The sequence below is a fragment of the Streptococcus gallolyticus subsp. gallolyticus DSM 16831 genome (genome assembly GCF_002000985.1).
Classification (GTDB): domain Bacteria; phylum Bacillota; class Bacilli; order Lactobacillales; family Streptococcaceae; genus Streptococcus; species Streptococcus gallolyticus.
Genome location: NZ_CP018822.1, coordinates 1,914,873 through 1,934,808, shown reverse-complemented (window position 1 = coordinate 1,934,808; position 19,936 = coordinate 1,914,873). Strand labels below are relative to the sequence as shown.

Genomic DNA, 19,936 nt, shown 5'->3' with positions numbered 1-19,936 from the left:
GATTTTTTAGAGACATTATGGCAATTAACCGTGTAAGAATGGCATTTCTTGCTATTTTGTAGTAAAATTTAATTTGGAAATATTTTTAGGGAGAATGCTTAGTATGGATTTTGAAGAAAAAACGCTCAAACGAACAGAGATTTTTGATGGGCACATTTTTAAAGTTGTTGTTGACGATGTCGAATTACCAAATGATTTAGGTCAAGCTAAACGAGAACTCATTTTTCACCGAGGAGCTGTTGCTGTTTTAGCGGTGACTGATGAGAATAAAATTATTCTGGTTAAGCAATATCGCAAGGCAATCGAAAAAATTTCTTACGAAATTCCAGCAGGCAAACTCGAAATTGGTGAAAACGGCTCTGAACAAGATGCCGCTGCGCGTGAATTAGAAGAGGAAACAGGATACTCTGGCGATTTAAAACAAATTCATGAGTTTTATACTGCTATTGGTTTTTGCAATGAAAAAATTAAGCTATATCAAGCAACTCATTTGCAAAAAGTGCCAAATCCACGTCCGCAAGATGATGACGAAGTCTTAGAAATTCTTGAATTAACCTATCAAGAATGTATGGATTTGGTGAAATCTGGAGCTATTGAAGATGCTAAAACAATCATAGCCCTTCAATATTATGCTCTGCATTTTGGAGGATAGACAAAATGGGAAAACCACTTTTAACAGACGAGATAATCGAACGTGCTAACCGTGGTGAAATTTTTTATGATGACCAGTATCTAGAAGATGACGAGGAGACAAAAGTTATCCGTACAGACCTTTATGACACCATTGTGCCATATGAAAAAGAGGAAGAAGAAACCCAAGGATTTCTGGATAAATGGAAAGATCGTAAGAAAAAAGACCAATACGTTTATAAAAGTCGTCGCATTGAAAATGCTAAACGTAGCAAGTTTCAACGAAAACTTAATCTAATCATGTTTGTGGTTATTGTTTTATTGATTGCACTCTTTTTCGCGGTGTTTAATCTCTAATTAAAAAAGTTAAGAAGGAGTAAGCAAGAGTTAGAAAACTAACTTGGAGAATCATCTTAGTTGAAAACTCTTGTATTTTTGTGATGAAAATTGGAATTATTGCAGCAATGGAGCAGGAATTAAAGCTTCTTGTGGAACATTTGGAAAACAAAATTGAACATCAAGTTCTAGGGAATACTTATTATGAAGGTAAACTTGGAAATCATGATGTTGTTCTTGTCCAATCAGGTGTTGGAAAGGTGATGTCAGCGATGTCTGTAGCTGTTCTTGCCGATCATTTTGGTGTTGATGCTCTTATTAACACAGGGTCAGCTGGTGCTGTTGCTACGGGTTTAAATATTGGTGATGTTGTCGTTGCCGATAAATTAGTTTACCATGACGTTGATGTAACAGCATTTGGCTATGACTATGGTCAAATGGCAGGTCAACCACTTTATTTTGAATCAGACAAAGGCTTTATTGACACTTTTGAACAAGTTTTAAATGAAGCTAACGTTGCTAGTAAAATTGGTTTGATTGCAACTGGAGATTCTTTTATCGCTGGGCAAGATAAAATTGATGCCATTAAAGCAGCATTTCCAAAAGTTCAAGCTGTTGAAATGGAAGGTGCTGCGATTGCGCAAGCTGCCCACAGTTTGAACAAACCATTTATCGTTGTTCGTGCCATGTCTGACACAGCAGCCCATGATGCCAATATTACATTTGATGAATTTATCATCGAAGCTGGTAAACAATCTGCCAAAATTTTAATGGCATTTTTAGAAAAATTAGCATAATAAAATATCCTGAGATAATTCATCTCAGGATATTTTTTCATCACTTAGTCAACTTTTTCAACATAAATTTGTTCGGCAATTCTTTCTGGGATAACCAGTTGTCGTGAGTGGTAGGCGAGTGTGTGCGTTTTGGCATAGTCATCGACTTTTACCAACTCGACAAAATCATTGATAGCCAACTCATGTTCTTCAAGGTAGTTTAGTAAATGAGCTTCGTCGTGCGTGCGACTGATTTTGTAAGTACCCAATGTTTCAATTTGACTGAGCGTTTGATGATGAATTTCTACTAAAAAGTCACCCTTTTTTGGAATTGTTCCACCGTGCGGACAAAATGCGGGAAAATTAAGATTTTCTTCCAAACGATCGATAAAAATGGTAGAAACCGTGTGTTCTAAAACTTCAGCTTCTTGGTGAATTTCATCAGCATTGTAATGAAGATGGTTGGCTAGAAAAACTTCTATCAAACGGTGTTTTCGGTAAAGTTCTGAAACCAAAAGCAATCCTTTTTTGGTCAGGTAGTAGCCAAGCTCTTTATCTTTGACAATGAGGTCCTCGGCAATCATTTTTTTGACCATTTCAGAAACAGCTGGCGCAGATACTTTCATTAATTCAGCAATGCGTTTGTTCGTGATTTTAGTTCTGGTTTCTCCAAGTTCATGAATACATTTTAAGTAATCTTCTTTATTTGGCGTCATATCGTCTCGCTTTCTGTTCTTATATTATAGCAAAAAATCTGTTTTTCTTGGGAGATTTGGCGTTTTAGCGGAATGATTTTAATAAAAAGGCAAGCAAAAAACCAAGGCAGGCTATCCTAGCTTGATTTTTTAATTATTTGAGGATCAATTCATTAATCAAAATCGTAGTCTTTCACGACCTCAATGCTTGCGATGGTAACGTCAGTCGTTGGTTTATCATTGTCATCAGTGTCAACCACAGCGATTTTATCAACTACATCCATGCCATCAATAACTTGTCCAAAGACAGTATAGTTTTTATCTAAGCTTGGGTTACCGCCGTTAGCATAAGCATCAATAATCGATTGAGGATAATTATCTGATGAGAGTTGGCTTGATTGGTCATCTGAATTTTGGTTGATGAAAAATTGGCTACCGTTGGTATCAGCACCAGCATTTGCCATGGCAAGAGCGCCACGAATATTATAGAGGTAGGGTGAAATTTCATTGACAAATCCATTCCCTGAGTCGATACTCTTGTCTTTACCATTCCAGATAGATTGACCACCTGTGCCATCTCCGTTAGGGTCACCTGATTGAATCATGAAATCTGAAATTACACGGTGAAATAGCAGACCATCATAATAACCGTCCTTGGCGTGTGTGAGGAAATTCTCGACCGCCAAAGGTGCGTATTTTGGAAAGAGTTTTAAGGTAATATCTCCCATAGAAGTGTGCATAATAACTTCTGCTTCGTCATCTGCGACGTCTGTTGATAATTGAGGAAAGGCAGATTGGTCAGCACTCAAAGCTTTCTTTAATTCTTTTTGGTAAGCTTTTGATGAGGATGCGCTGGCGCTTGCTGAAGCAGAAGCAGCAGCTTCTGAAGAACTAGCCGCTATTTTTGCATCGACATAATCATCACCCCGAATAGCGCGTGTAATGCTTTCACAACCAGATAAACTAGCTAGGCATAATACCATTAATCCAAAAGACCAAAATTTTTTCATGTTGCCTCCTAAACAGCTCAAAATCATCAACAGCTTGTGGATATTCTGGTGATAACACGTGTGCATAATCATCATTTGAAATCAACTTATCCACAAGTTTATAGTAATAGAAGTGATATTAGTTATTCCATTTTATCATATTTTTATCGAAATAACCTAAAAGCTTAAAAAATGCTATAATAAGGTTATGGCAAAATCAAAAAGTAGAAAAAAAGGTCGTAAATCACGGCGACCAACAAAAGCAGAAATAAAAAGACAGAAAGCACTGCAACGTTTTATTTTGGCAATTGTGACAGCTGTTATTTTTTTCTTTGCGATTGCTCGTCTAGGAATTTTTGGCATAACAGTTTACAATATCGTCAGATTCGTGGTGGGAAGTTTGGCTTACTTCCTAATGTTTGCGGTACTTATCTATTTAATTGGATTTAAATGGTTTCATAAACAGACAGGGCTTGTCGGTGGTTTTGTGGTGACAATGATTGGGTTGTTGCTTGAATGGCATGCTTACCTATTTTCATTGACAGCTTATCGTGACAAGGAAGTCTTTTCAACAACAGCTCGCTTGCTTTATGGTGACATTATCAATTTTAAAGTAAGCAAGTTTGTCGGTGGAGGAATGCTTGGTGCTGTTCTTTATAAACCCGTAGCCTTTCTTTTTTCAAATGTTGGCACATTTCTGATCGGGGCGTTGTTTATCATCTTGGGGCTCTTTTTGATGAGTCCGTGGGAAGTTTACGATATCGTAGAATTCTTTAAAGAAAAATCCCAAGAATGGGCTGCTAAAAACGAAATTAGAAAGCAAAAACGTTTTTTAAAACGAGAAGAGAAAAAAGCACTTGCTGAACAAAAACGTCAGGAAAAAGCTCAGAAAGAGGAAGAAGAACGCTTGGCTCAAATGACTGTTGACCAAGAAACAGGAGAAATTTTAGAGAATCCTACTGACAATGAGACTTCGCTATTTGATAATCTTCCAGAAAATGACTTACCTACTGAACCTGAAATTTTGGCATATGACCACACTTTGGACGGCTTAGAAGAACCGCCACTTGAAGATTATTCGACAATGGATTCGGCACCGTCGCAAGAAGCTGCGCAAGCTATGCTTGATGAAGAAGATGACGGCGAACCGTTAGAAGTTGATTTTACGGCGAAAGCAAATCTTCTTTATAAACTACCAACGATTGACTTATTTGCACCAGATAAACCTAAAAATCAGTCTAAGGAAAAAAATCTCGTTCGCAGAAATATCAAAGTCTTAGAAGATACATTTAATAGCTTTGGGATTGATGTCAAAGTTGAACGTGCGGAGATTGGACCGTCTGTTACGAAATACGAAGTCAAACCAGCAGTTGGGGTGCGTGTTAACCGCATTTCAAATTTGGCTGATGATTTGGCACTTGCACTTGCCGCTAAAGATGTTCGTATCGAGGCACCAATTCCAGGAAAATCGTTGGTCGGTATCGAAGTTCCTAACTCAGAAATTGCAACGGTAACCTTCCGTGAACTTTGGGAACAAGCAAATACAGACCCTAATAAATTGTTGGAAGTGCCACTTGGTAAGGCTGTTAACGGGACAGCACGGACTTTTGACCTTGCTCGTATGCCACACTTGCTTGTCGCTGGTTCAACAGGTTCTGGTAAATCAGTTGCCGTTAATGGGATTATTGCAAGCATCTTGATGAAAGCTCGCCCAGACCAAGTCAAATTCATGATGATTGATCCTAAAATGGTTGAATTGTCAGTTTATAATGATATTCCGCATTTGCTAATTCCTGTGGTAACCAATCCACGTAAGGCTGCAAGAGCACTTCAAAAAGTGGTTGATGAAATGGAAAATCGTTATGAACTCTTTAGTCATTTTGGGGTGCGAAATATCGCAGGCTACAATGCTAAAGTTGAAGAATTTAATGCGCAATCTGAGCAAAAACAAATTCCTTTACCATTGATTGTAGTTATTGTTGATGAGTTGGCTGACTTGATGATGGTTGCCAGCAAAGAAGTGGAAGATGCGATTATTCGTCTAGGACAAAAAGCGCGTGCTGCGGGTATTCACATGATTCTTGCCACACAACGTCCGTCTGTTGACGTCATTAGTGGTTTGATTAAGGCTAATGTGCCGTCACGTGTTGCCTTTGCCGTATCATCAGGGACAGATAGCCGTACCATTTTGGATGAAAATGGTGCTGAAAAACTTCTCGGTCGTGGTGACATGCTTTTCAAACCAATTGATGAAAATCACCCAGTTCGATTGCAAGGCTCTTTCATTTCTGATGATGATGTGGAACGCATTGTTGGCTTCGTTAAAGACCAAGCTGACGCAGATTATGATGATAACTTTGACCCAGGTGAGGTTTCTGAATCAGATTTGAAATCTGGTGGTGGTGGCGCCCAAGAAGGTGACCCACTCTTTGAAGATGCCAAAGCTTTGGTACTTGAAACACAAAAAGCAAGTGCCTCAATGCTCCAACGTCGTTTGTCTGTTGGATTTAATCGTGCCACCCGTTTAATGGATGAATTGGAAGCAGCAGGTGTCATCGGACCAGCCGAAGGAACAAAACCACGTAAAGTTCTGATGACTAACCCAAATCCAGAAGCATAATAAAAAACGTTAGCTCAATTGGCTAGCGTTTTTTATGTAATCGTAAAAATTAAAATCAGTATCATAATGTAAAAGAGAAAAGTCAAAATAAAACCAGAGCGCCAGAAAAATTTCCCAAAACGGCGGTAAGAAAAAGAATGATCTCTCCTAAGAAAAGTTACCGTTAAAATAATAGCGAGTAGTGACAGACAAATCAAATAATAAAAGAAAATACTACTCCCTAAAAATTTATTTCCCACCAATCCGATTTCAAAAGCAAAAATCGGAAAAGCAATGTCGGTAAATAGAATGCCAAAACGTTTTAATTTGAAAAATGTCACTAAAATATAAGCAAAAATTGGTGTCAAAAACACAAACGAGAAAGAAAATAATTTGTACATCATCATACTTTATATTTTATACTGAAACCTAAAAGATGTAAATGATTAGAGGGCTTTTCCTAAAATTTAGTTTGACTTTCTTTGTCAGTAAAAATGGACGTCAATAATTTAACGTGGAATGGAAATAGATTATTAGGAAAATCAATAGTGCCTGATGAAAAAAATAGCTTGAAAGTGCTTAAATTTGATAACAGTTAATAAAAGTTGTCAAATCAAGGATTTTTAAGAAAATAAATGCAATAAATTCCTTGCTTTTTCCTAAAATTAATGTATAATGGTAAGGTATGCTATTGAGCATATCTGTGGGAGGTAAAAATCTTAATTACCGCCAAAACCACAACAGGAGGATTTTATAAATGGCTAAAAAAGTCGAAAAAGTTGTTAAACTTCAAATTCCTGCTGGTAAAGCTACACCAGCTCCACCAGTTGGTCCAGCTCTTGGTCAAGCAGGTATTAACATCATGGGATTCACTAAAGAATTTAATGCTCGTACAGCTGATCAAGCTGGCATGATTATCCCAGTTGTTATCTCAGTATATGAAGATAAATCATTTGATTTCGTAACTAAAACTCCACCAGCTGCTGTTCTTTTGAAAAAAGCTGCAGGTGTTGAAAAAGGTTCAGGAACACCTAACACAACTAAAGTTGCAACAGTTACTCGTGCACAAGTACAAGAAATTGCTGAAACTAAAATGCCAGACTTAAACGCTGCAAATATTGAATCTGCAATGCGTATGATTGAAGGTACTGCTCGTTCTATGGGATTCACTGTTGTTGACTAATCAATAGCAACCCAATCTGTGATTAATTGAGGTAACCACACTGTACCGTTGAGATTAATTCACGTTAGACCCGCAAGACTTCATCGTAATTTGATGAGTGACGTGGGAGATTTTAAATCAAATCGATATGACCACATTACAAGGAGAATTTTAAATGGCTAAAAAAAGCAAACAAATGCGTGCTGCACTTGAAAAAATCGACAGCACAAAAGCTTACAGCGTAGAAGAAGCTGTAGCTCTTGCAAAAGAAACTAATTTCGCAAAATTTGATGCATCTGTAGAAGTTGCATACAAACTTAACATTGACGTTCGTAAAGCAGACCAACAAATCCGTGGTGCAATGGTATTGCCAAACGGTACTGGTAAAACACAACGTGTTCTTGTATTTGCACGTGGTGCTAAAGCTGAAGAAGCTAAAGCTGCTGGTGCAGACTTCGTTGGTGAAGATGACCTTGTTGCTAAAATCAACGACGGTTGGCTTGACTTTGACGTAGTTATCGCTACACCAGACATGATGGCTATCGTTGGACGTCTTGGACGTGTCCTTGGACCTCGTAACCTTATGCCAAACCCTAAAACTGGTACAGTAACTATGGACGTTGCTAAAGCAGTTGAAGAATCTAAAGGTGGTAAAATCACTTACCGTGCTGATAAAGCAGGTAACGTACAAGCTATCATCGGTAAAGTATCATTTGATGCAGATAAATTGGTTGAAAACTTCAAAGCTATCCACGAAGTTATCGTTAAAGCTAAACCAGCTACTGCTAAAGGTACATACATGACTAACTTGTCTATCACAACTACACAAGGTGTAGGTATCAAAGTAGATCCAAGTTCATTCTAATGTGATGATACAACAGAAAATCCGTTTCACTGAAACGGATTTTTTTATGGACTGTGTGAATGACGTAGAAAGCAAAAAAGGGAGCATTTTGTCATTGTAACATCATGATTTTGAAACCTTGAATCTTTCAAAATTCAGAGAATTTTGCTAGGTAAAACAGGTAAATTATGATAAAATAGTAAAGATAAAAGAAGGAGTAACTTGTAGTGGAACCTAAGTATAAACGTATTTTAATTAAATTATCTGGTGAAGCGTTAGCTGGTGAAAAAGGTGTGGGAATTGATCTTACAACCGTTCAAACTATCGCGAAAGAAATTGCTGAAGTACATAGTTCAGGTGTTGAAATTGCTTTGGTTATTGGTGGGGGAAATCTTTGGCGTGGAGAACCAGCTGCCGCAGCTGGTATGGACCGCGTACAAGCCGATTACACTGGTATGTTAGGTACAGTGATGAATGCCCTTGTAATGGCTGATAGTTTGCAACAATATGGAGTTGATACTCGTGTTCAAACAGCTATTCCAATGCAAAATGTAGCAGAACCTTATATTCGTGGTCGTGCACTTCGTCATCTTGAAAAAGGTCGCATTGTCATTTTTGGTGCTGGTATTGGTTCACCATACTTTTCAACAGATACAACAGCTGCCCTTCGTGCTGCTGAAATTGAAGCAGAAGCTATTTTAATGGCGAAAAATGGTGTTGATGGTGTCTATAATGCCGATCCTAAGAAAGATGCTAATGCCGTGAAATTCGATGAATTGACACATGGCGAAGTCATTCAACGTGGACTTAAAATTATGGACGCAACAGCTTCTACCCTTTCAATGGACAACGATATTGACCTTGTTGTCTTTAACATGAATGAAGCTGGTAATATTAAACGTGTTGTCTTTGGTGAAGCCATTGGTACAACTGTTTCAAATAAAGCTGAACACCACAAAAAATAATTTATCAGCTCTGCTATTTTCCAAAAAATAAGAAATGAGGATTAATAAAATCTATGGCTAATGCTATTATCGAAAAAGCTAAAGAACGCTTTGAACAATCACACAGTTCATTGGCACGCGAATTTGCAGCTATCCGTGCTGGTCGTGCTAACGCATCTCTTTTGGACCGTATCCAAGTAGAATACTACGGTGCCATGACACCACTTAATCAATTGGCTTCTATCACAGTTCCAGAAGCACGTGTTCTTTTGATTTCACCATTTGATAAATCATCTTTGAAAGATATTGAACATGCTATCAATGCTTCAGACCTTGGTATTAACCCTGCTAACGATGGTTCAGTGATTCGTTTGGTTATTCCTGCACTTACTGAAGAAACTCGTAAAGAACTCGCTAAAGAAGTGAAAAAAGTCGGTGAAAATGCTAAAGTTGCTATCCGTAATATCCGTCGTGATGCTATGGACGAAGCTAAAAAACAAGAAAAAGCTAAAGAAATCACTGAAGACGAATTGAAAGTTCTTGAAAAAGACATTCAAAAAGCAACTGACGAAGCTGTTAAACACATCGATGCTATGACAGCTAACAAAGAAAAAGAATTGCTTGAAGTCTAATCAAAAAGAAGGTATGGGGGTGGACTTTCCACCTCCTTTTATAAAGGAAAGAATACATGAATAATTTACTTGCCACTATTATCACAGGTCTTGTGATTGATGAGAATGCGAAAGCGTATTTTGTGCAAAAAGATGGCGTGACTTTTATGCTAGATAAGGCAGAAGGTGAGCATAAGATTGGCGATATGGTCAAAGGGTTTGCTTATACTGATGTGCACCAAAAAGCTCGTTTGACAACAGCTGACGTTGCCACAACACGTACGACTTATGGTTGGGGTGTCGTGACAGAAGTACGTCGTGATTTGGGTGTCTTTTTGGACACTGGACTTGCGGATAAGCAGTTTGTTGTTTCACTTGATGTGTTGCCAGATATGAAGGAATTGTGGCCTAAAAAAGGTGATAAACTCTATGTTCATCTGGACGTGGATAAAAAAGACCGTATCTGGGCAATTCCAGCGCAGCCAGAAGTTTTCCAAAAAATGGCTGGACCTGCTTACAATAATATGCAAAATGAAAAATTGCGCGCCATTGTCTATCGTTTGAAACTATCTGGAACATTTGTTTATCTCCCAGATAATAACATGCTTGGCTTTATTCATCCAAGTGAACGTTATGCTGAGCCACGTCTTGGTGAAGAAGTAACGGCACGTGTCATTGGTTTTCGCGAAGTTGACCGTACGCTTAATTTGTCATTGAAACCACGTTCGTTTGAAATGTTGGAAAATGATTCCCAAATGATTTTGACGTATTTACAATCAAATGGTGGTTTTATGACCTTGAATGACAAATCATCGCCAGCTGATATTAAAGCAACGTTTGGCATCTCAAAAGGTCAGTTTAAAAAAGCGCTTGGCGGCTTGATGAAAGCACGAAAAGTCAAACAAGACCAATTCGGAACAGAATTAATTGACGAAGAAAAATAGCTTTGAAAAAGAATGCTGATGTTTTAGAAAGTGATGAATAGTATTTTTTGAGCAATAAAAAGCCTTGTCCAAAAAAGCTTAAGGTTGGGAATTAAATAAACTTGCTATTTAGTTTTCAGGCTCGAGAAAAAAGTATCCGCTGGCTAACTCGCTTTTCGGTTCCAAGGCTCGTGAAAAAAATGTCCACTGGACATTTTTTTTGCTATAATATATTCACCATATTTTGGAGGTCATAGGATGGAACGTGCGATTTTTGCGGGTGGTTGTTTTTGGTGCATGGTACAACCTTTTGAAGAGCAAGAGGGGATTCTATCTGTTCGTTCGGGTTATACTGGGGGACATGTTGCAAATCCTACTTATGAGCAGGTTAAGGCGCATGAGACTGGTCATACAGAAGCGGTAGAAATCATTTTTGATGAGGAAAAGATTTCTTATGCGGATTTAGTTGAGATTTATTGGGCACAGACGGACCCAACGGATGCTCTCGGTCAGTTTGAAGACCGTGGTGATAATTACCGCCCTGTTATTTTTTATAGTGATGAGCGTCAGCGTCAAATAGCAGAGCAGTCAAAGGTAGCTTTGCAAGCTTCAGGTCGTTTTAAAGAGCCAATCGTAACAGCAATTGAGCCAGTTCAACCATTTTATTTGGCAGAAGATTACCATCAAGGTTTTTACAAGAAAAATCCTGAGCACTATGCCGAAAGTAGTGCTATTAGACATCAATTTTTAAAGGAGAATTGGCAATGAGAAAATCATTTTATACTTGGTTAATGACGCAACGTAATCCTAAAAGTCATGAGCCAGTAGCCATTTTAGCGGATTTAGTTTTTGATGATACAACTTTTCCGAAACATACTGACAATTTTGAAACCATTAGTCGTTATTTGGAAGATGAAGCAGATTTTGCCTTTAATCTTAGCGAATTCGACAAAATTTGGGAAGAATACTTAGCGCATTAAGAGGTGAATCACCTCTTTTTTGTTTAACAAAGCTGGTACAATATCGTAAGAAATTTATTCTCTGTGAATTTGCGTGAATCGGCTTTATTTTCAAACTTTTTGTGCTATAATGGATAGCAATTACGATACAAAAACATAGAAATTTCAAGGGAGAGTGGGCTATATGCACGTAGGTCAAATGATTTAACTCAATAACTGGCATTTGATAGGCTTTTAACTGACTTATAGGTCTGTTTAAAAGAAATCAAATTTTAAAATCTTATTTTGTTAATAATCTATGACTCTATGGAGAGTCTGACATATTTTAAGGAAATTTACTATGTTTAAAAAATCGTATCGTCATAATATTGCTTTAGTTGGAGCAAGTGAATTTTTCGGTTTTTTCGGAATCACAAGCTTCTGGCTTCTCTTTCTTAGTCAACATGGCATGAGTTTTGGTCAAATTGGGATTTTAGAAAGTCTTTTTCATCTGACCAGTCTCTTGTCTGAAGTGCCTTCAGGTGTTCTAGCTGACCGTTTTACTTACCGCACAAATCTTTATTTGGGACGCTTGATGTCAATATTATCGTGTCTATTTATGCTATTTGGGCAAGGTAATTTTTGGATTTATGCATTTGGAATGGTGCTGAACGCATGGGCATACAATTTTGATTCTGGCACAAGCACTGCCATGTTATTTGAATCGGCTAAAGAAGCAGGGTTAGAGAACAAGTTTCTCAAATTTTCGAGTTTTTTGTCTGCTGTTGCTGAAGCAACAAGAACGTTAGGCGCTGTTGTTGCAGGTTTCTTTGTTCATGGTTTATTGGATATGACGTATGTTATCCAAATTTTCTTCTCTTTGATAGTCATTATTTTGATTGCTATGATGAAAGAGCCAGCGTTTAAGAAAGAACGAGAAGAGCCTGCAAGTTTATTGCGTATTTTAAAAACGGTTGTTCGGGAATTTAAAGTGAATCGACACTTATTTTATTGGCTCATCACTAGTCAAGTTTTTTGTGTCATGATGTGTATGTTTTATTTTTACTATCAAAATGAATTAGAGATTTTGCCGTCATGGCAGATTAGTTTGCTGATGCTTATCTCTAGTGTTATCAATATTGGGGCTGTTTGGTTGGCAAGTAAGATTGGTCAACGGTTTAAAGCAGTCGCTCTTCTTCCTATCTTAGTTGGGTTAACGGGAATGCTTTACGTTTTAGCAATCACGAAATTACCTCTGATTTATATGATTATTTATTTGGTAGCAGATGGGCTTTATGCTTTCTTTTTACCAATCTTTAATAATGACCTTCAAGTGATGATTCCAAGCGATGTGAGAGCCACAATGCTTAGTGTTACTGCCATGTTTTTCAGTCTGTTTATGATAGTCATTTTTCCGATGACTGGCTTTTTGATTGACTGGTTGGGTTTTTCACTAACATTTCTACTTTTAGGTATTGTATTAATGCTTTTAGCTCCGCTTTTAATTTTGAAGCGCAATGATTTGAAATAAAGATAGTTAAGAAATCACGCAAGTCGTGATTTTTTACGTTAAATAAGCTATAATAGGCTTATCAAACACAAAAGAAAGAGGGACTCTATTTGCAAGAGTATTCTGTTGAGATAACATTAAATCATCCTGATGACGTATTGGCGTTGTTTGGGTCAAATGAACGTCATTTGAAGCTGATTGAAGATAATCTTGGCGTTATTATCCATGCACGAACTGAGCGTGTGCAAATTTTGGGAGACGATGAAGAAAGTGTTGAGCTTGCGCGTGTGACTATCCAAGCGCTTTTGGTTTTGGTTTCGCGTGGTATGCTGGTTAATACATCAGACGTTGTGACAGCTCTTTCCATGGCACAAAACGGTTCAATTGATAAATTTGTTGCACTTTACGAAGAAGAGATTATTAAAGATAATTCTGGAAAGCCTATCCGTGTTAAAACTTTGGGACAAAAAGTTTACGTGGATAGTGTCAAATCACATGATGTGGTTTTTGGGATTGGACCAGCAGGAACTGGGAAAACTTTCTTGGCAGTAACTTTAGCGGTGACTGCTCTCAAACGTGGACAGGTCAAACGTATTATTTTAACGCGTCCAGCTGTTGAAGCTGGTGAAAGTCTTGGCTTTTTACCAGGGGATTTGAAAGAAAAAGTTGACCCTTATCTTCGTCCAGTTTATGATGCCCTTTATCAAATTTTAGGAAAAGAGCAAACAACACGTTTAATGGAACGTGATATTATTGAAATTGCTCCGCTGGCTTATATGCGTGGACGAACACTTGATGATGCTTTTGTGATTCTTGATGAAGCACAAAATACGACAATTATGCAAATGAAGATGTTCTTGACACGCCTTGGTTTCAATTCGAAAATGATTGTTAACGGTGACACTAGCCAGATTGACTTGCCTAAAAAAGTTAAATCTGGGCTGATTGATGCAACTGAAAAATTACAACACATTAAACAGATTGATTTTGTTCATTTTTCAGCTAATGACGTTGTTCGTCATCCAGTTGTTGCTGAAATCATCAATGCTTATGAAAAAGCTGCACCAAAACAGCGCAGCCATTCTCCAAAAGCGTCAGAAGAAGCTGTGGCTGAATCGGGTTTTGCAAGCTATGAAACCATTGGTCAACCAGCTAGTGATAAAGAAGCAAATAATGATTAGAAAAGCTAGATTAAAATCTGGCTTTTTTTATAAAAATAATTTTCAGATATGCGAAAATGAAAGATAGCCATAAAATCGTGCTATAATTGAGGTTAGTTTAAAATTTTGAGGAATGTAAAAATGGTATTTTTAACTGATATAACAATAAAGTTAACATCATCTGCAGATAGCAGGATTACGGGAGGTAGTCATGAGCTCTCGTGAATTGTCAGCAGAAGAGTTGCGTAAACTGGCTAATTATCTATCACAACAAGCTAATGATCTCGAGATGACACTAGAAGCTGTGAAAAAAGTCGCTGTGTCGTCTCAAGAAATTGCTGATGAAGCTGAAATGCTCTCAAAAATGGGAGAAAACGCCAATTATTTAGCTAATAGTGTTCAAAAAATTATAGCGCATGAAATGGAGAAAATCAAAAAGTGATAACAGAGAGATTGCGCCAATATCAAATCCTTGAAACAGAGCGCTTAATCTTGCGCCCTGTGACGTTGGCAGATGCGGAGGCGATGTTTGCTTACGTTTCAGACGAGGAAAATACGCGCTGGAATTTTCCAGCCAATAAAACGCTTGAAGAAACAAAGGCTGCTATTAAAAACATTTACCTTAAAACGCCTTTGGGTCGTTACGGTATTGTCCTAAAAGGGACAAATGCTTTCATAGGTACTATTGATTTGATGAATTTTTCAGATGAAAAAATGGTAGAGCTAGGCTATATTATCAATAAAAGGTATTGGAATCAGGGGCTAGCGACCGAAGCTAGTCAGAAGCTCATAGCGCTGTGCTTTGAAAAATTAGGATTAGAAGAAGTGCATGGCTATTGCGCTCTCAATAACCCAGCCTCAGCGCATGTTCTCGAAAAACTTGGCATGACAGAGCTCGAACACATACCAAATGATAAGATATTAAACGGTCAAAGCATCACAAGCCAACATTTTGTCATAACAAAAACAAAGTGGCAAGAAATACAAAAGTAAAACTGGGACGCTGTCTCAGTTTTTTGATTTCATAATGTGTTTTTTTGAGACCAATTTTTTGATAGTGGGCAAAAAATAGATTAAATTGTCTAAATTTTTTAGTTTTTTTGTTGCGTTGGGGATTTTTTGTGATATAATAAAAAAGAAATATGCAACCGATTGCAATAAAAATTTAGGAGGACTTGCCTATAAAACAATTTTAACAACCATTCTACTTTCCTCAATTGAGCAGATTGTGATGTGATATAAGTTATTTAGTATCATGTATTTTTCTGCTTTTGTTTTTAATAAAAATGAAAACGGTTGCGTATTTTGTCTATCTTTATAGGAGATTATTTATGGTATTTCGTAATAAAGAAAAAATGAAGAAAAAGTTGAAACTGGGATTAGGATCTGCTTTGATTTTTACAATACTTGGTACTGGAACATTTGTTCAAGTTAGTGTTGTTAATGCTGATACAGAGCAGGTATCGATGAAAGAAGGAACAGTGCTTCACGCTTGGTGCTGGTCTTTCAATACTATTAAGGATAATATGCAAGCGATTAAGGACGCTGGCTACACTAGCGTTCAGACGTCACCGATTAATGCTGTTGTTGCAGGAAATGGTGGCAATAAAAGCTTGACAAATTGGTATTATCAATACCAACCAACGGTTTATACTATTGGAAATTACCAATTAGGAACAGAAGAAGAGTTCAAAGAAATGAACCGTGTGGCTGACCAATACGGTATCAAAATTATTGTTGATGCTGTGCTTAACCACACAACTTCTGATTACAATCAAATTGACCAACAAATCAAAAGTATTCCAAACTGGACACATGGCAATACTCAAATTACCAATTGGGGAAATCGTTATGATGTCACACAAAACTCGCTTTTAGGGCTTTATGACTGGAATACCCAAAACGAATACGTCCAACAATATTTGCTTAATTTCTTAAAACAAGCCGTTGCGGACGGTGCAGATGGTTTCCGTTACGATGCTGCTAAACATATTGAATTACCAGGTGAATACGGTAGTAATTTCTGGAATGTTATCTTGAATAATGGTTCAGAATTCCAATATGGTGAAATTTTACAAGATAGCATTTCAAACGAAGCTGGTTATGGTCAATTGATGAGTATTACAGCTTCAAATTATGGTCAACAAATTCGTTACGCTTTGAAAGATCGCCGTGTTGCAGCAGGCAATCTTGCCAATTATCAAGTGTCTGGTGTTGACCCAGCAAACCTTGTTTTGTGGGTTGAATCACACGATACTTACGCCAATGATGACCAAGAATCAACTTGGATGAGTGATGAAGACATTCGTCTTGGTTGGGCAATGATTACAGCGCGTGCCAAAGGTACCCCATTATTCTTCTCACGTCCTGTTGGCGGAGGAAATGGTACACGCTTTACAGGTCAATCACAAATTGGTGATGCAGGTAGTGACCTTTATAAAGATGCAACAGTAGCAGCTGTTAATAAATTCCACAACGCTATGGTTGGTGAATCAGAATACATCCGTAACCCTAACGGAGACGAACAAGTTGCTATGATTGAACGTGGAAGCAAGGGGGCTGTTATTGTCAACCTTGTCAGCGGCGACAAATATTTGGATTCTGAAACAAACTTGGCAGATGGTACTTACACAGACCAAGTTTCAGGACGTCAGTTTAACGTTTCAAATGGACGTATCACTGGTAGCGTACCGTCACGTTCAGCTGTTGTGTTGTATGATGCAAAAGACGATGAAACAGTTTCAGCATCAATTGATGGTTACAACGAAGGTAACAATTCTATTTCAGCAGCAACAGAAGTGACATTGAAAGCTAAAAATGCGCAAACAGCAACTTATAAGATTGACAATGGTCAAGAAGCTGCTTTCCAAGACGGTGATAAAATCACAGTTGGTGAAGGTCTTGAAGTTGGTCAATCAACAACAGTCACAGTCAGTGCAACTGGTACAGATGGACAAACAGCAAGCAAGAGTTATACATTCACCATGAAAGATCCGAATGCTGAAACAAACATTTACTTCCAAAATCCAGATAACTGGTCAGATGTTTATGTTTACATGTATAATGCCACAAATACCCAACTTCTTGGTGCATGGCCTGGAACTAAGATGACAAAAGATTCATCAGGGCGTTATACAATTTCAGTTCCAGCATCGTATGAGACAGAAGGTGTCAAAGTCCTCTTTACAAACAATAGTGGTGCACAATATCCACAAAATACAGGATTTGATTTTAAAGCAGAAGGTGTTTATTCTAAAGACGGTTTAGTTGCAGATGTTCCTGAAGGAATGACACGTATTTCATTTGATAATCCTGGTGGTTGGGATAGCGCAAATCTCTATGCTTATTATGGCAACCCAGTCCAAATGCCACTTGGTGCGTGGCCTGGTCAAGCCATGACAAAAGATGCTCAAGGTAATTTCTATATTGATCTCCCAGAGGAATACCTTGATTTAAACGTTAAAATCATCTTTAGCCAACCTGGTACTAGTAACCAATTCCCAGCTAGTATCGGCTTTGATTTGGTAAAATCAGGCAATTATAACAAAGATGGTTTGAAATGATGATAGGACTTCTGATGAGAACTAGTCCTTAACACTCCTCCTTGAAGAAGTAGCTTTACCCCGAGCTACTTCTTTTTTATGAGAAAATCAATCTTGCTGTCAGTTAAAAAATAAAAAATGACAAAAGTTGACCTGCTAAATTCTTGAGATAGCGGGGATGAGTGTTGTAAAGCGTACAGTAGCGGGCTTTATTTTATTATGGTATAATAGCCTTGATATAATTAGTTTGAAAGAAGATTTATATGTACGTTGAAATGATAGATGAAACTGGTCAAGTTTCAGAAGCAATAAAAAAACAAACCCTTGATTTATTACAATTTGCAGCTGAAAAGACAGGTAAAGACAATAAAGAAATGGCCGTGACTTTTGTGACAAATGAACGTAGTCATGAGTTGAACTTGGAATACCGTGACACAGACCGTCCAACAGATGTTATCAGCTTAGAATACAAACCAGAATCAAGTCTGTCATTTTCAGAAGAAGACTTAGAAGAAAATCCTGAACTGGCTGAAATGCTAGATGAATTTGACGCTTACATCGGTGAATTATTCATTTCGGTTGATAAAGCGCGTGAACAAGCAGAAGAATATGGACATTCATTTGAACGTGAAATGGGCTTCCTTGCAGTACATGGCTTTTTACATATCAATGGTTATGATCATTACACCCCTGAAGAAGAAAAAGAAATGTTTACTTTACAGGAAGAGATTTTAACTGCCTATGGACTCAAGAGACAATAATTCACCTAAAAAGTGGAAAAATCGCACGTTAGTAGCGAGTATGGAATTTGCCATTACAGGTATTATTACAGCCTTCAAAGAAGAAAGAAACATGCGCAAGCATATGGTTTCAGCTATTTTGGCGAGCATAGCTGGCGCTGTTTTTCGAATTTCGGCGATTGAGTGGCTCTTTTTGCTACTGGCAATCTTTTTAGTCATCACGTTTGAAATCATTAATTCGGCGATTGAAAATGTGGTCGACCTTGCTAGCAATTACCATTTTTCAATGTTGGCTAAAAATGCTAAGGATATGGCAGCAGGTGCGGTTTTAGTCATTTCAGGCTATGCTGTTTTAACAGGATTGATTATTTTTGTACCGAAAATTATTGCCTTGATTTTTGGTGAATAGCCAAAACTTAGTTAGAGAGAATTGAAAGGAGTAGGGCGTTTAACGTCCTTTATATCTTATGTTTAAATCAGGTTTTGTAGCGATTTTAGGTCGCCCAAATGTTGGAAAATCAACATTTTTAAATCATGTTATGGGGCAAAAAATTGCTATCATGAGTGATAAAGCTCAAACAACTCGTAATAAAATTATGGGAATTTACACGACGGATACGGAACAGATTGTCTTTATTGACACACCTGGGATTCATAAGCCCAAAAATGCACTTGGTGATTTCATGGTGGAATCTGCTTACAGCACTCTTCGTGAAGTTGAAACAGTCCTTTTTATGGTGCCTGCTGATGAAAAGCGTGGTAAGGGTGATGATATGATTATCGAGCGCTTGAAGGCTGCTAAAATTCCTGTCATCTTAGTCATTAATAAGATTGACAAAGTGCACCCAGACCAACTTTTGGAACAAATTGATGATTTCCGTAGTCAAATGGATTTCAAAGAAATTGTGCCAATTTCAGCTCTTCAAGGGAACAATGTTGAAACATTGATGAACATTTTGAAAGATAATTTGGAGGAAGGGTTCCAATATTTCCCTGAGGACCAAATTACTGACCACCCAGAACGTTTCTTGGTGTCAGAAATGATTCGTGAAAAAATCTTGAAATTGACTGAACAAGAAGTGCCACATTCTGTTGCGGTTATCGTTGAATCTATGAAACGTGACCCTGAAACGGATAAAGTGCATATCCGTGCGACAATTATGGTTGAACGTGATAGCCAAAAAGGGATTATTATCGGTAAGCAAGGGGCAATGCTCAAGAAAATCGGTAAAATGGCACGTCGTGATATTGAAATCATGCTTGGTGACAAAGTTTACCTTGAAACATGGGTTAAAGTTAAGAAAAATTGGCGTGATAAAAAACTTGACCTTGCTGACTTTGGTTACAACGAGAAAGAATATTAAGCGTAGCCTAGGTAGCTTTGTCAAAAATAACACTAAAGCAGAGTGTTTGCTTAAAAGCAGCACTCTGTTTTATAATAAGCGTAGAAATGCTCAATCAAGAATTAAATGAATTTTAGAAAGGAGAGGGATTTGTTCGTGTTACTTCGAACACGGATTAAAGGCTGTCCCTCTAT

General features: G+C 37.7%; 23 protein-coding genes. 19 read left to right on the top strand and 4 right to left on the bottom strand.

The window, feature by feature from the left end:
• The first annotated feature begins 103 nt into the window (after positions 1-103).
• From BTR42_RS09550 to BTR42_RS09540, 3 genes are all read left to right on the top strand, one after another.
• Positions 104-652: an NUDIX hydrolase gene (locus tag BTR42_RS09550; protein WP_012962355.1), complete on the top strand. Its 549-nt coding sequence runs from the start codon at positions 104-106 to the stop codon at positions 650-652.
• Between the two features lie 5 nt (positions 653-657).
• Positions 658-987 (top strand): cell wall synthase accessory phosphoprotein MacP, encoded by a 330-nt coding sequence (gene macP / locus BTR42_RS09545; protein WP_009854725.1) that lies wholly within the window; start codon positions 658-660, stop codon positions 985-987.
• A gap of 83 nt (positions 988-1,070) precedes the next feature.
• Positions 1,071-1,763 (top strand): 5'-methylthioadenosine/adenosylhomocysteine nucleosidase, encoded by a 693-nt coding sequence (locus BTR42_RS09540; protein WP_077497481.1) that lies wholly within the window; start codon positions 1,071-1,073, stop codon positions 1,761-1,763.
• A gap of 44 nt (positions 1,764-1,807) precedes the next feature.
• Here BTR42_RS09540 and BTR42_RS09535 read toward each other — a convergent pair whose 3' ends face one another.
• The 3 genes from BTR42_RS09535 to BTR42_RS12695 form a co-directional block, all read right to left on the bottom strand.
• Positions 1,808-2,458 (bottom strand): metal-dependent transcriptional regulator, encoded by a 651-nt coding sequence (locus tag BTR42_RS09535; protein ID WP_077497479.1) that lies wholly within the window; start codon positions 2,456-2,458, stop codon positions 1,808-1,810.
• 152 nt (positions 2,459-2,610) lie between these two features.
• On the bottom strand, positions 2,611-3,447 hold the full coding sequence (locus BTR42_RS09530; RefSeq protein ID WP_077497477.1) for a peptidylprolyl isomerase: 837 nt from the start codon (positions 3,445-3,447) through the stop codon (positions 2,611-2,613).
• Positions 3,401-3,541: a hypothetical protein gene (locus tag BTR42_RS12695; protein ID WP_013643322.1), complete on the bottom strand. Its 141-nt coding sequence runs from the start codon at positions 3,539-3,541 to the stop codon at positions 3,401-3,403. Before BTR42_RS12695 ends, BTR42_RS09530 begins: the two co-directional genes overlap by 47 nt.
• 93 nt (positions 3,542-3,634) lie before the next feature.
• Here BTR42_RS12695 and BTR42_RS09525 point away from each other — a divergent pair, with 93 nt between their 5' ends.
• Positions 3,635-6,046 (top strand): DNA translocase FtsK, encoded by a 2,412-nt coding sequence (locus tag BTR42_RS09525; RefSeq protein WP_077497475.1) that lies wholly within the window; start codon positions 3,635-3,637, stop codon positions 6,044-6,046.
• Between the two features lie 32 nt (positions 6,047-6,078).
• Here the strand turns inward: BTR42_RS09525 and BTR42_RS09520 are convergent, their stop codons facing one another.
• Positions 6,079-6,429, bottom strand: a complete 351-nt coding sequence (locus tag BTR42_RS09520; RefSeq protein ID WP_172456433.1) for a DUF3397 domain-containing protein — start codon at positions 6,427-6,429, stop codon at positions 6,079-6,081.
• Positions 6,430-6,782: 353 nt separating this feature from the next.
• Here BTR42_RS09520 and rplK point away from each other — a divergent pair, with 353 nt between their 5' ends.
• The 15 genes from rplK to era all read left to right on the top strand — a co-directional run bounded on the left by rplK (position 6,783) and on the right by era (position 19,763).
• Positions 6,783-7,208, top strand: a complete 426-nt coding sequence (gene rplK, locus BTR42_RS09515) for a 50S ribosomal protein L11 (protein WP_003065913.1) — start codon at positions 6,783-6,785, stop codon at positions 7,206-7,208.
• Positions 7,209-7,362: 154 nt separating this feature from the next.
• Entirely contained in the window at positions 7,363-8,052 is a 690-nt protein-coding gene (gene rplA / locus BTR42_RS09510; RefSeq protein WP_009854718.1) for a 50S ribosomal protein L1, read from the top strand.
• Positions 8,053-8,258: 206 nt separating this feature from the next.
• The gene (gene pyrH / locus BTR42_RS09505) at positions 8,259-8,996 is read left to right on the top strand and encodes a UMP kinase (protein ID WP_009854717.1); all 738 of its coding nucleotides are present in this window, start codon (positions 8,259-8,261) and stop codon (positions 8,994-8,996) included.
• Positions 8,997-9,049: 53 nt separating this feature from the next.
• Complete coding sequence (gene frr / locus BTR42_RS09500; protein ID WP_003065902.1) at positions 9,050-9,607, top strand: ribosome recycling factor; 558 nt, start codon at positions 9,050-9,052, stop codon at positions 9,605-9,607.
• Between the two features lie 56 nt (positions 9,608-9,663).
• Positions 9,664-10,530 (top strand): CvfB family protein, encoded by an 867-nt coding sequence (locus tag BTR42_RS09495; protein ID WP_003065900.1) that lies wholly within the window; start codon positions 9,664-9,666, stop codon positions 10,528-10,530.
• A gap of 237 nt (positions 10,531-10,767) precedes the next feature.
• The gene (msrA, locus tag BTR42_RS09490) at positions 10,768-11,277 is read left to right on the top strand and encodes a peptide-methionine (S)-S-oxide reductase MsrA (RefSeq protein WP_077497473.1); all 510 of its coding nucleotides are present in this window, start codon (positions 10,768-10,770) and stop codon (positions 11,275-11,277) included.
• Entirely contained in the window at positions 11,274-11,489 is a 216-nt protein-coding gene (locus BTR42_RS09485; RefSeq protein ID WP_003065897.1) for a YozE family protein, read from the top strand. Before msrA ends, BTR42_RS09485 begins: the two co-directional genes overlap by 4 nt.
• A 319-nt stretch (positions 11,490-11,808) precedes the next feature.
• The gene (locus tag BTR42_RS09480) at positions 11,809-12,978 is read left to right on the top strand and encodes an MFS transporter (RefSeq protein ID WP_077497471.1); all 1,170 of its coding nucleotides are present in this window, start codon (positions 11,809-11,811) and stop codon (positions 12,976-12,978) included.
• Positions 12,979-13,067: 89 nt separating this feature from the next.
• Complete coding sequence (locus BTR42_RS09475; RefSeq protein ID WP_077497469.1) at positions 13,068-14,138, top strand: PhoH family protein; 1,071 nt, start codon at positions 13,068-13,070, stop codon at positions 14,136-14,138.
• 190 nt (positions 14,139-14,328) lie between these two features.
• On the top strand, positions 14,329-14,559 hold the full coding sequence (locus BTR42_RS09470) for a hypothetical protein (protein WP_009854713.1): 231 nt from the start codon (positions 14,329-14,331) through the stop codon (positions 14,557-14,559).
• Positions 14,556-15,110 (top strand): GNAT family N-acetyltransferase, encoded by a 555-nt coding sequence (locus tag BTR42_RS09465; protein ID WP_012962298.1) that lies wholly within the window; start codon positions 14,556-14,558, stop codon positions 15,108-15,110. The genes BTR42_RS09470 and BTR42_RS09465 overlap by 4 nt, the downstream gene beginning before the upstream one ends.
• Positions 15,111-15,448: 338 nt before the next feature.
• Positions 15,449-17,680 (top strand): starch-binding protein, encoded by a 2,232-nt coding sequence (locus tag BTR42_RS09460; RefSeq protein WP_077497467.1) that lies wholly within the window; start codon positions 15,449-15,451, stop codon positions 17,678-17,680.
• 242 nt (positions 17,681-17,922) lie between these two features.
• Complete coding sequence (gene ybeY / locus BTR42_RS09455; RefSeq protein WP_003065889.1) at positions 17,923-18,420, top strand: rRNA maturation RNase YbeY; 498 nt, start codon at positions 17,923-17,925, stop codon at positions 18,418-18,420.
• Positions 18,401-18,808: a diacylglycerol kinase gene (gene dagK, locus BTR42_RS09450; RefSeq protein ID WP_009854710.1), complete on the top strand. Its 408-nt coding sequence runs from the start codon at positions 18,401-18,403 to the stop codon at positions 18,806-18,808. Before ybeY ends, dagK begins: the two co-directional genes overlap by 20 nt.
• A 58-nt stretch (positions 18,809-18,866) precedes the next feature.
• Positions 18,867-19,763, top strand: coding sequence for a GTPase Era (era, locus tag BTR42_RS09445; protein ID WP_003065885.1), 897 nt, complete (start codon positions 18,867-18,869; stop codon positions 19,761-19,763).
• The last annotated feature ends 173 nt before the right edge of the window (positions 19,764-19,936 follow it).

Excerpts from the sequence above, each read along its gene's own strand:
- BTR42_RS09550 (WP_012962355.1), top strand. The coding sequence starts at position 104 with ATGGATTTTGAAGAAAAAACGCTCAAACGAACAGAGATTTTTGATGGG.
- macP (WP_009854725.1), top strand. The coding sequence starts at position 658 with ATGGGAAAACCACTTTTAACAGACGAGATAATCGAACGTGCTAACCGT.
- BTR42_RS09540 (WP_077497481.1), top strand. The coding sequence starts at position 1,071 with ATGAAAATTGGAATTATTGCAGCAATGGAGCAGGAATTAAAGCTTCTT.
- BTR42_RS09535 (WP_077497479.1), bottom strand. The coding sequence starts at position 2,458 with ATGACGCCAAATAAAGAAGATTACTTAAAATGTATTCATGAACTTGGA.
- BTR42_RS09530 (WP_077497477.1), bottom strand. The coding sequence starts at position 3,447 with ATGAAAAAATTTTGGTCTTTTGGATTAATGGTATTATGCCTAGCTAGT.
- BTR42_RS09525 (WP_077497475.1), top strand. The coding sequence starts at position 3,635 with ATGGCAAAATCAAAAAGTAGAAAAAAAGGTCGTAAATCACGGCGACCA.
- BTR42_RS09520 (WP_172456433.1), bottom strand. The coding sequence starts at position 6,429 with ATGATGTACAAATTATTTTCTTTCTCGTTTGTGTTTTTGACACCAATT.
- rplK (WP_003065913.1), top strand. The coding sequence starts at position 6,783 with ATGGCTAAAAAAGTCGAAAAAGTTGTTAAACTTCAAATTCCTGCTGGT.
- rplA (WP_009854718.1), top strand. The coding sequence starts at position 7,363 with ATGGCTAAAAAAAGCAAACAAATGCGTGCTGCACTTGAAAAAATCGAC.
- frr (WP_003065902.1), top strand. The coding sequence starts at position 9,050 with ATGGCTAATGCTATTATCGAAAAAGCTAAAGAACGCTTTGAACAATCA.
- BTR42_RS09495 (WP_003065900.1), top strand. The coding sequence starts at position 9,664 with ATGAATAATTTACTTGCCACTATTATCACAGGTCTTGTGATTGATGAG.
- msrA (WP_077497473.1), top strand. The coding sequence starts at position 10,768 with ATGGAACGTGCGATTTTTGCGGGTGGTTGTTTTTGGTGCATGGTACAA.
- BTR42_RS09485 (WP_003065897.1), top strand. The coding sequence starts at position 11,274 with ATGAGAAAATCATTTTATACTTGGTTAATGACGCAACGTAATCCTAAA.
- BTR42_RS09480 (WP_077497471.1), top strand. The coding sequence starts at position 11,809 with ATGTTTAAAAAATCGTATCGTCATAATATTGCTTTAGTTGGAGCAAGT.
- BTR42_RS09470 (WP_009854713.1), top strand. The coding sequence starts at position 14,329 with ATGAGCTCTCGTGAATTGTCAGCAGAAGAGTTGCGTAAACTGGCTAAT.
- BTR42_RS09460 (WP_077497467.1), top strand. The coding sequence starts at position 15,449 with ATGGTATTTCGTAATAAAGAAAAAATGAAGAAAAAGTTGAAACTGGGA.
- ybeY (WP_003065889.1), top strand. The coding sequence starts at position 17,923 with ATGTACGTTGAAATGATAGATGAAACTGGTCAAGTTTCAGAAGCAATA.
- dagK (WP_009854710.1), top strand. The coding sequence starts at position 18,401 with ATGGACTCAAGAGACAATAATTCACCTAAAAAGTGGAAAAATCGCACG.
- era (WP_003065885.1), top strand. The coding sequence starts at position 18,867 with ATGTTTAAATCAGGTTTTGTAGCGATTTTAGGTCGCCCAAATGTTGGA.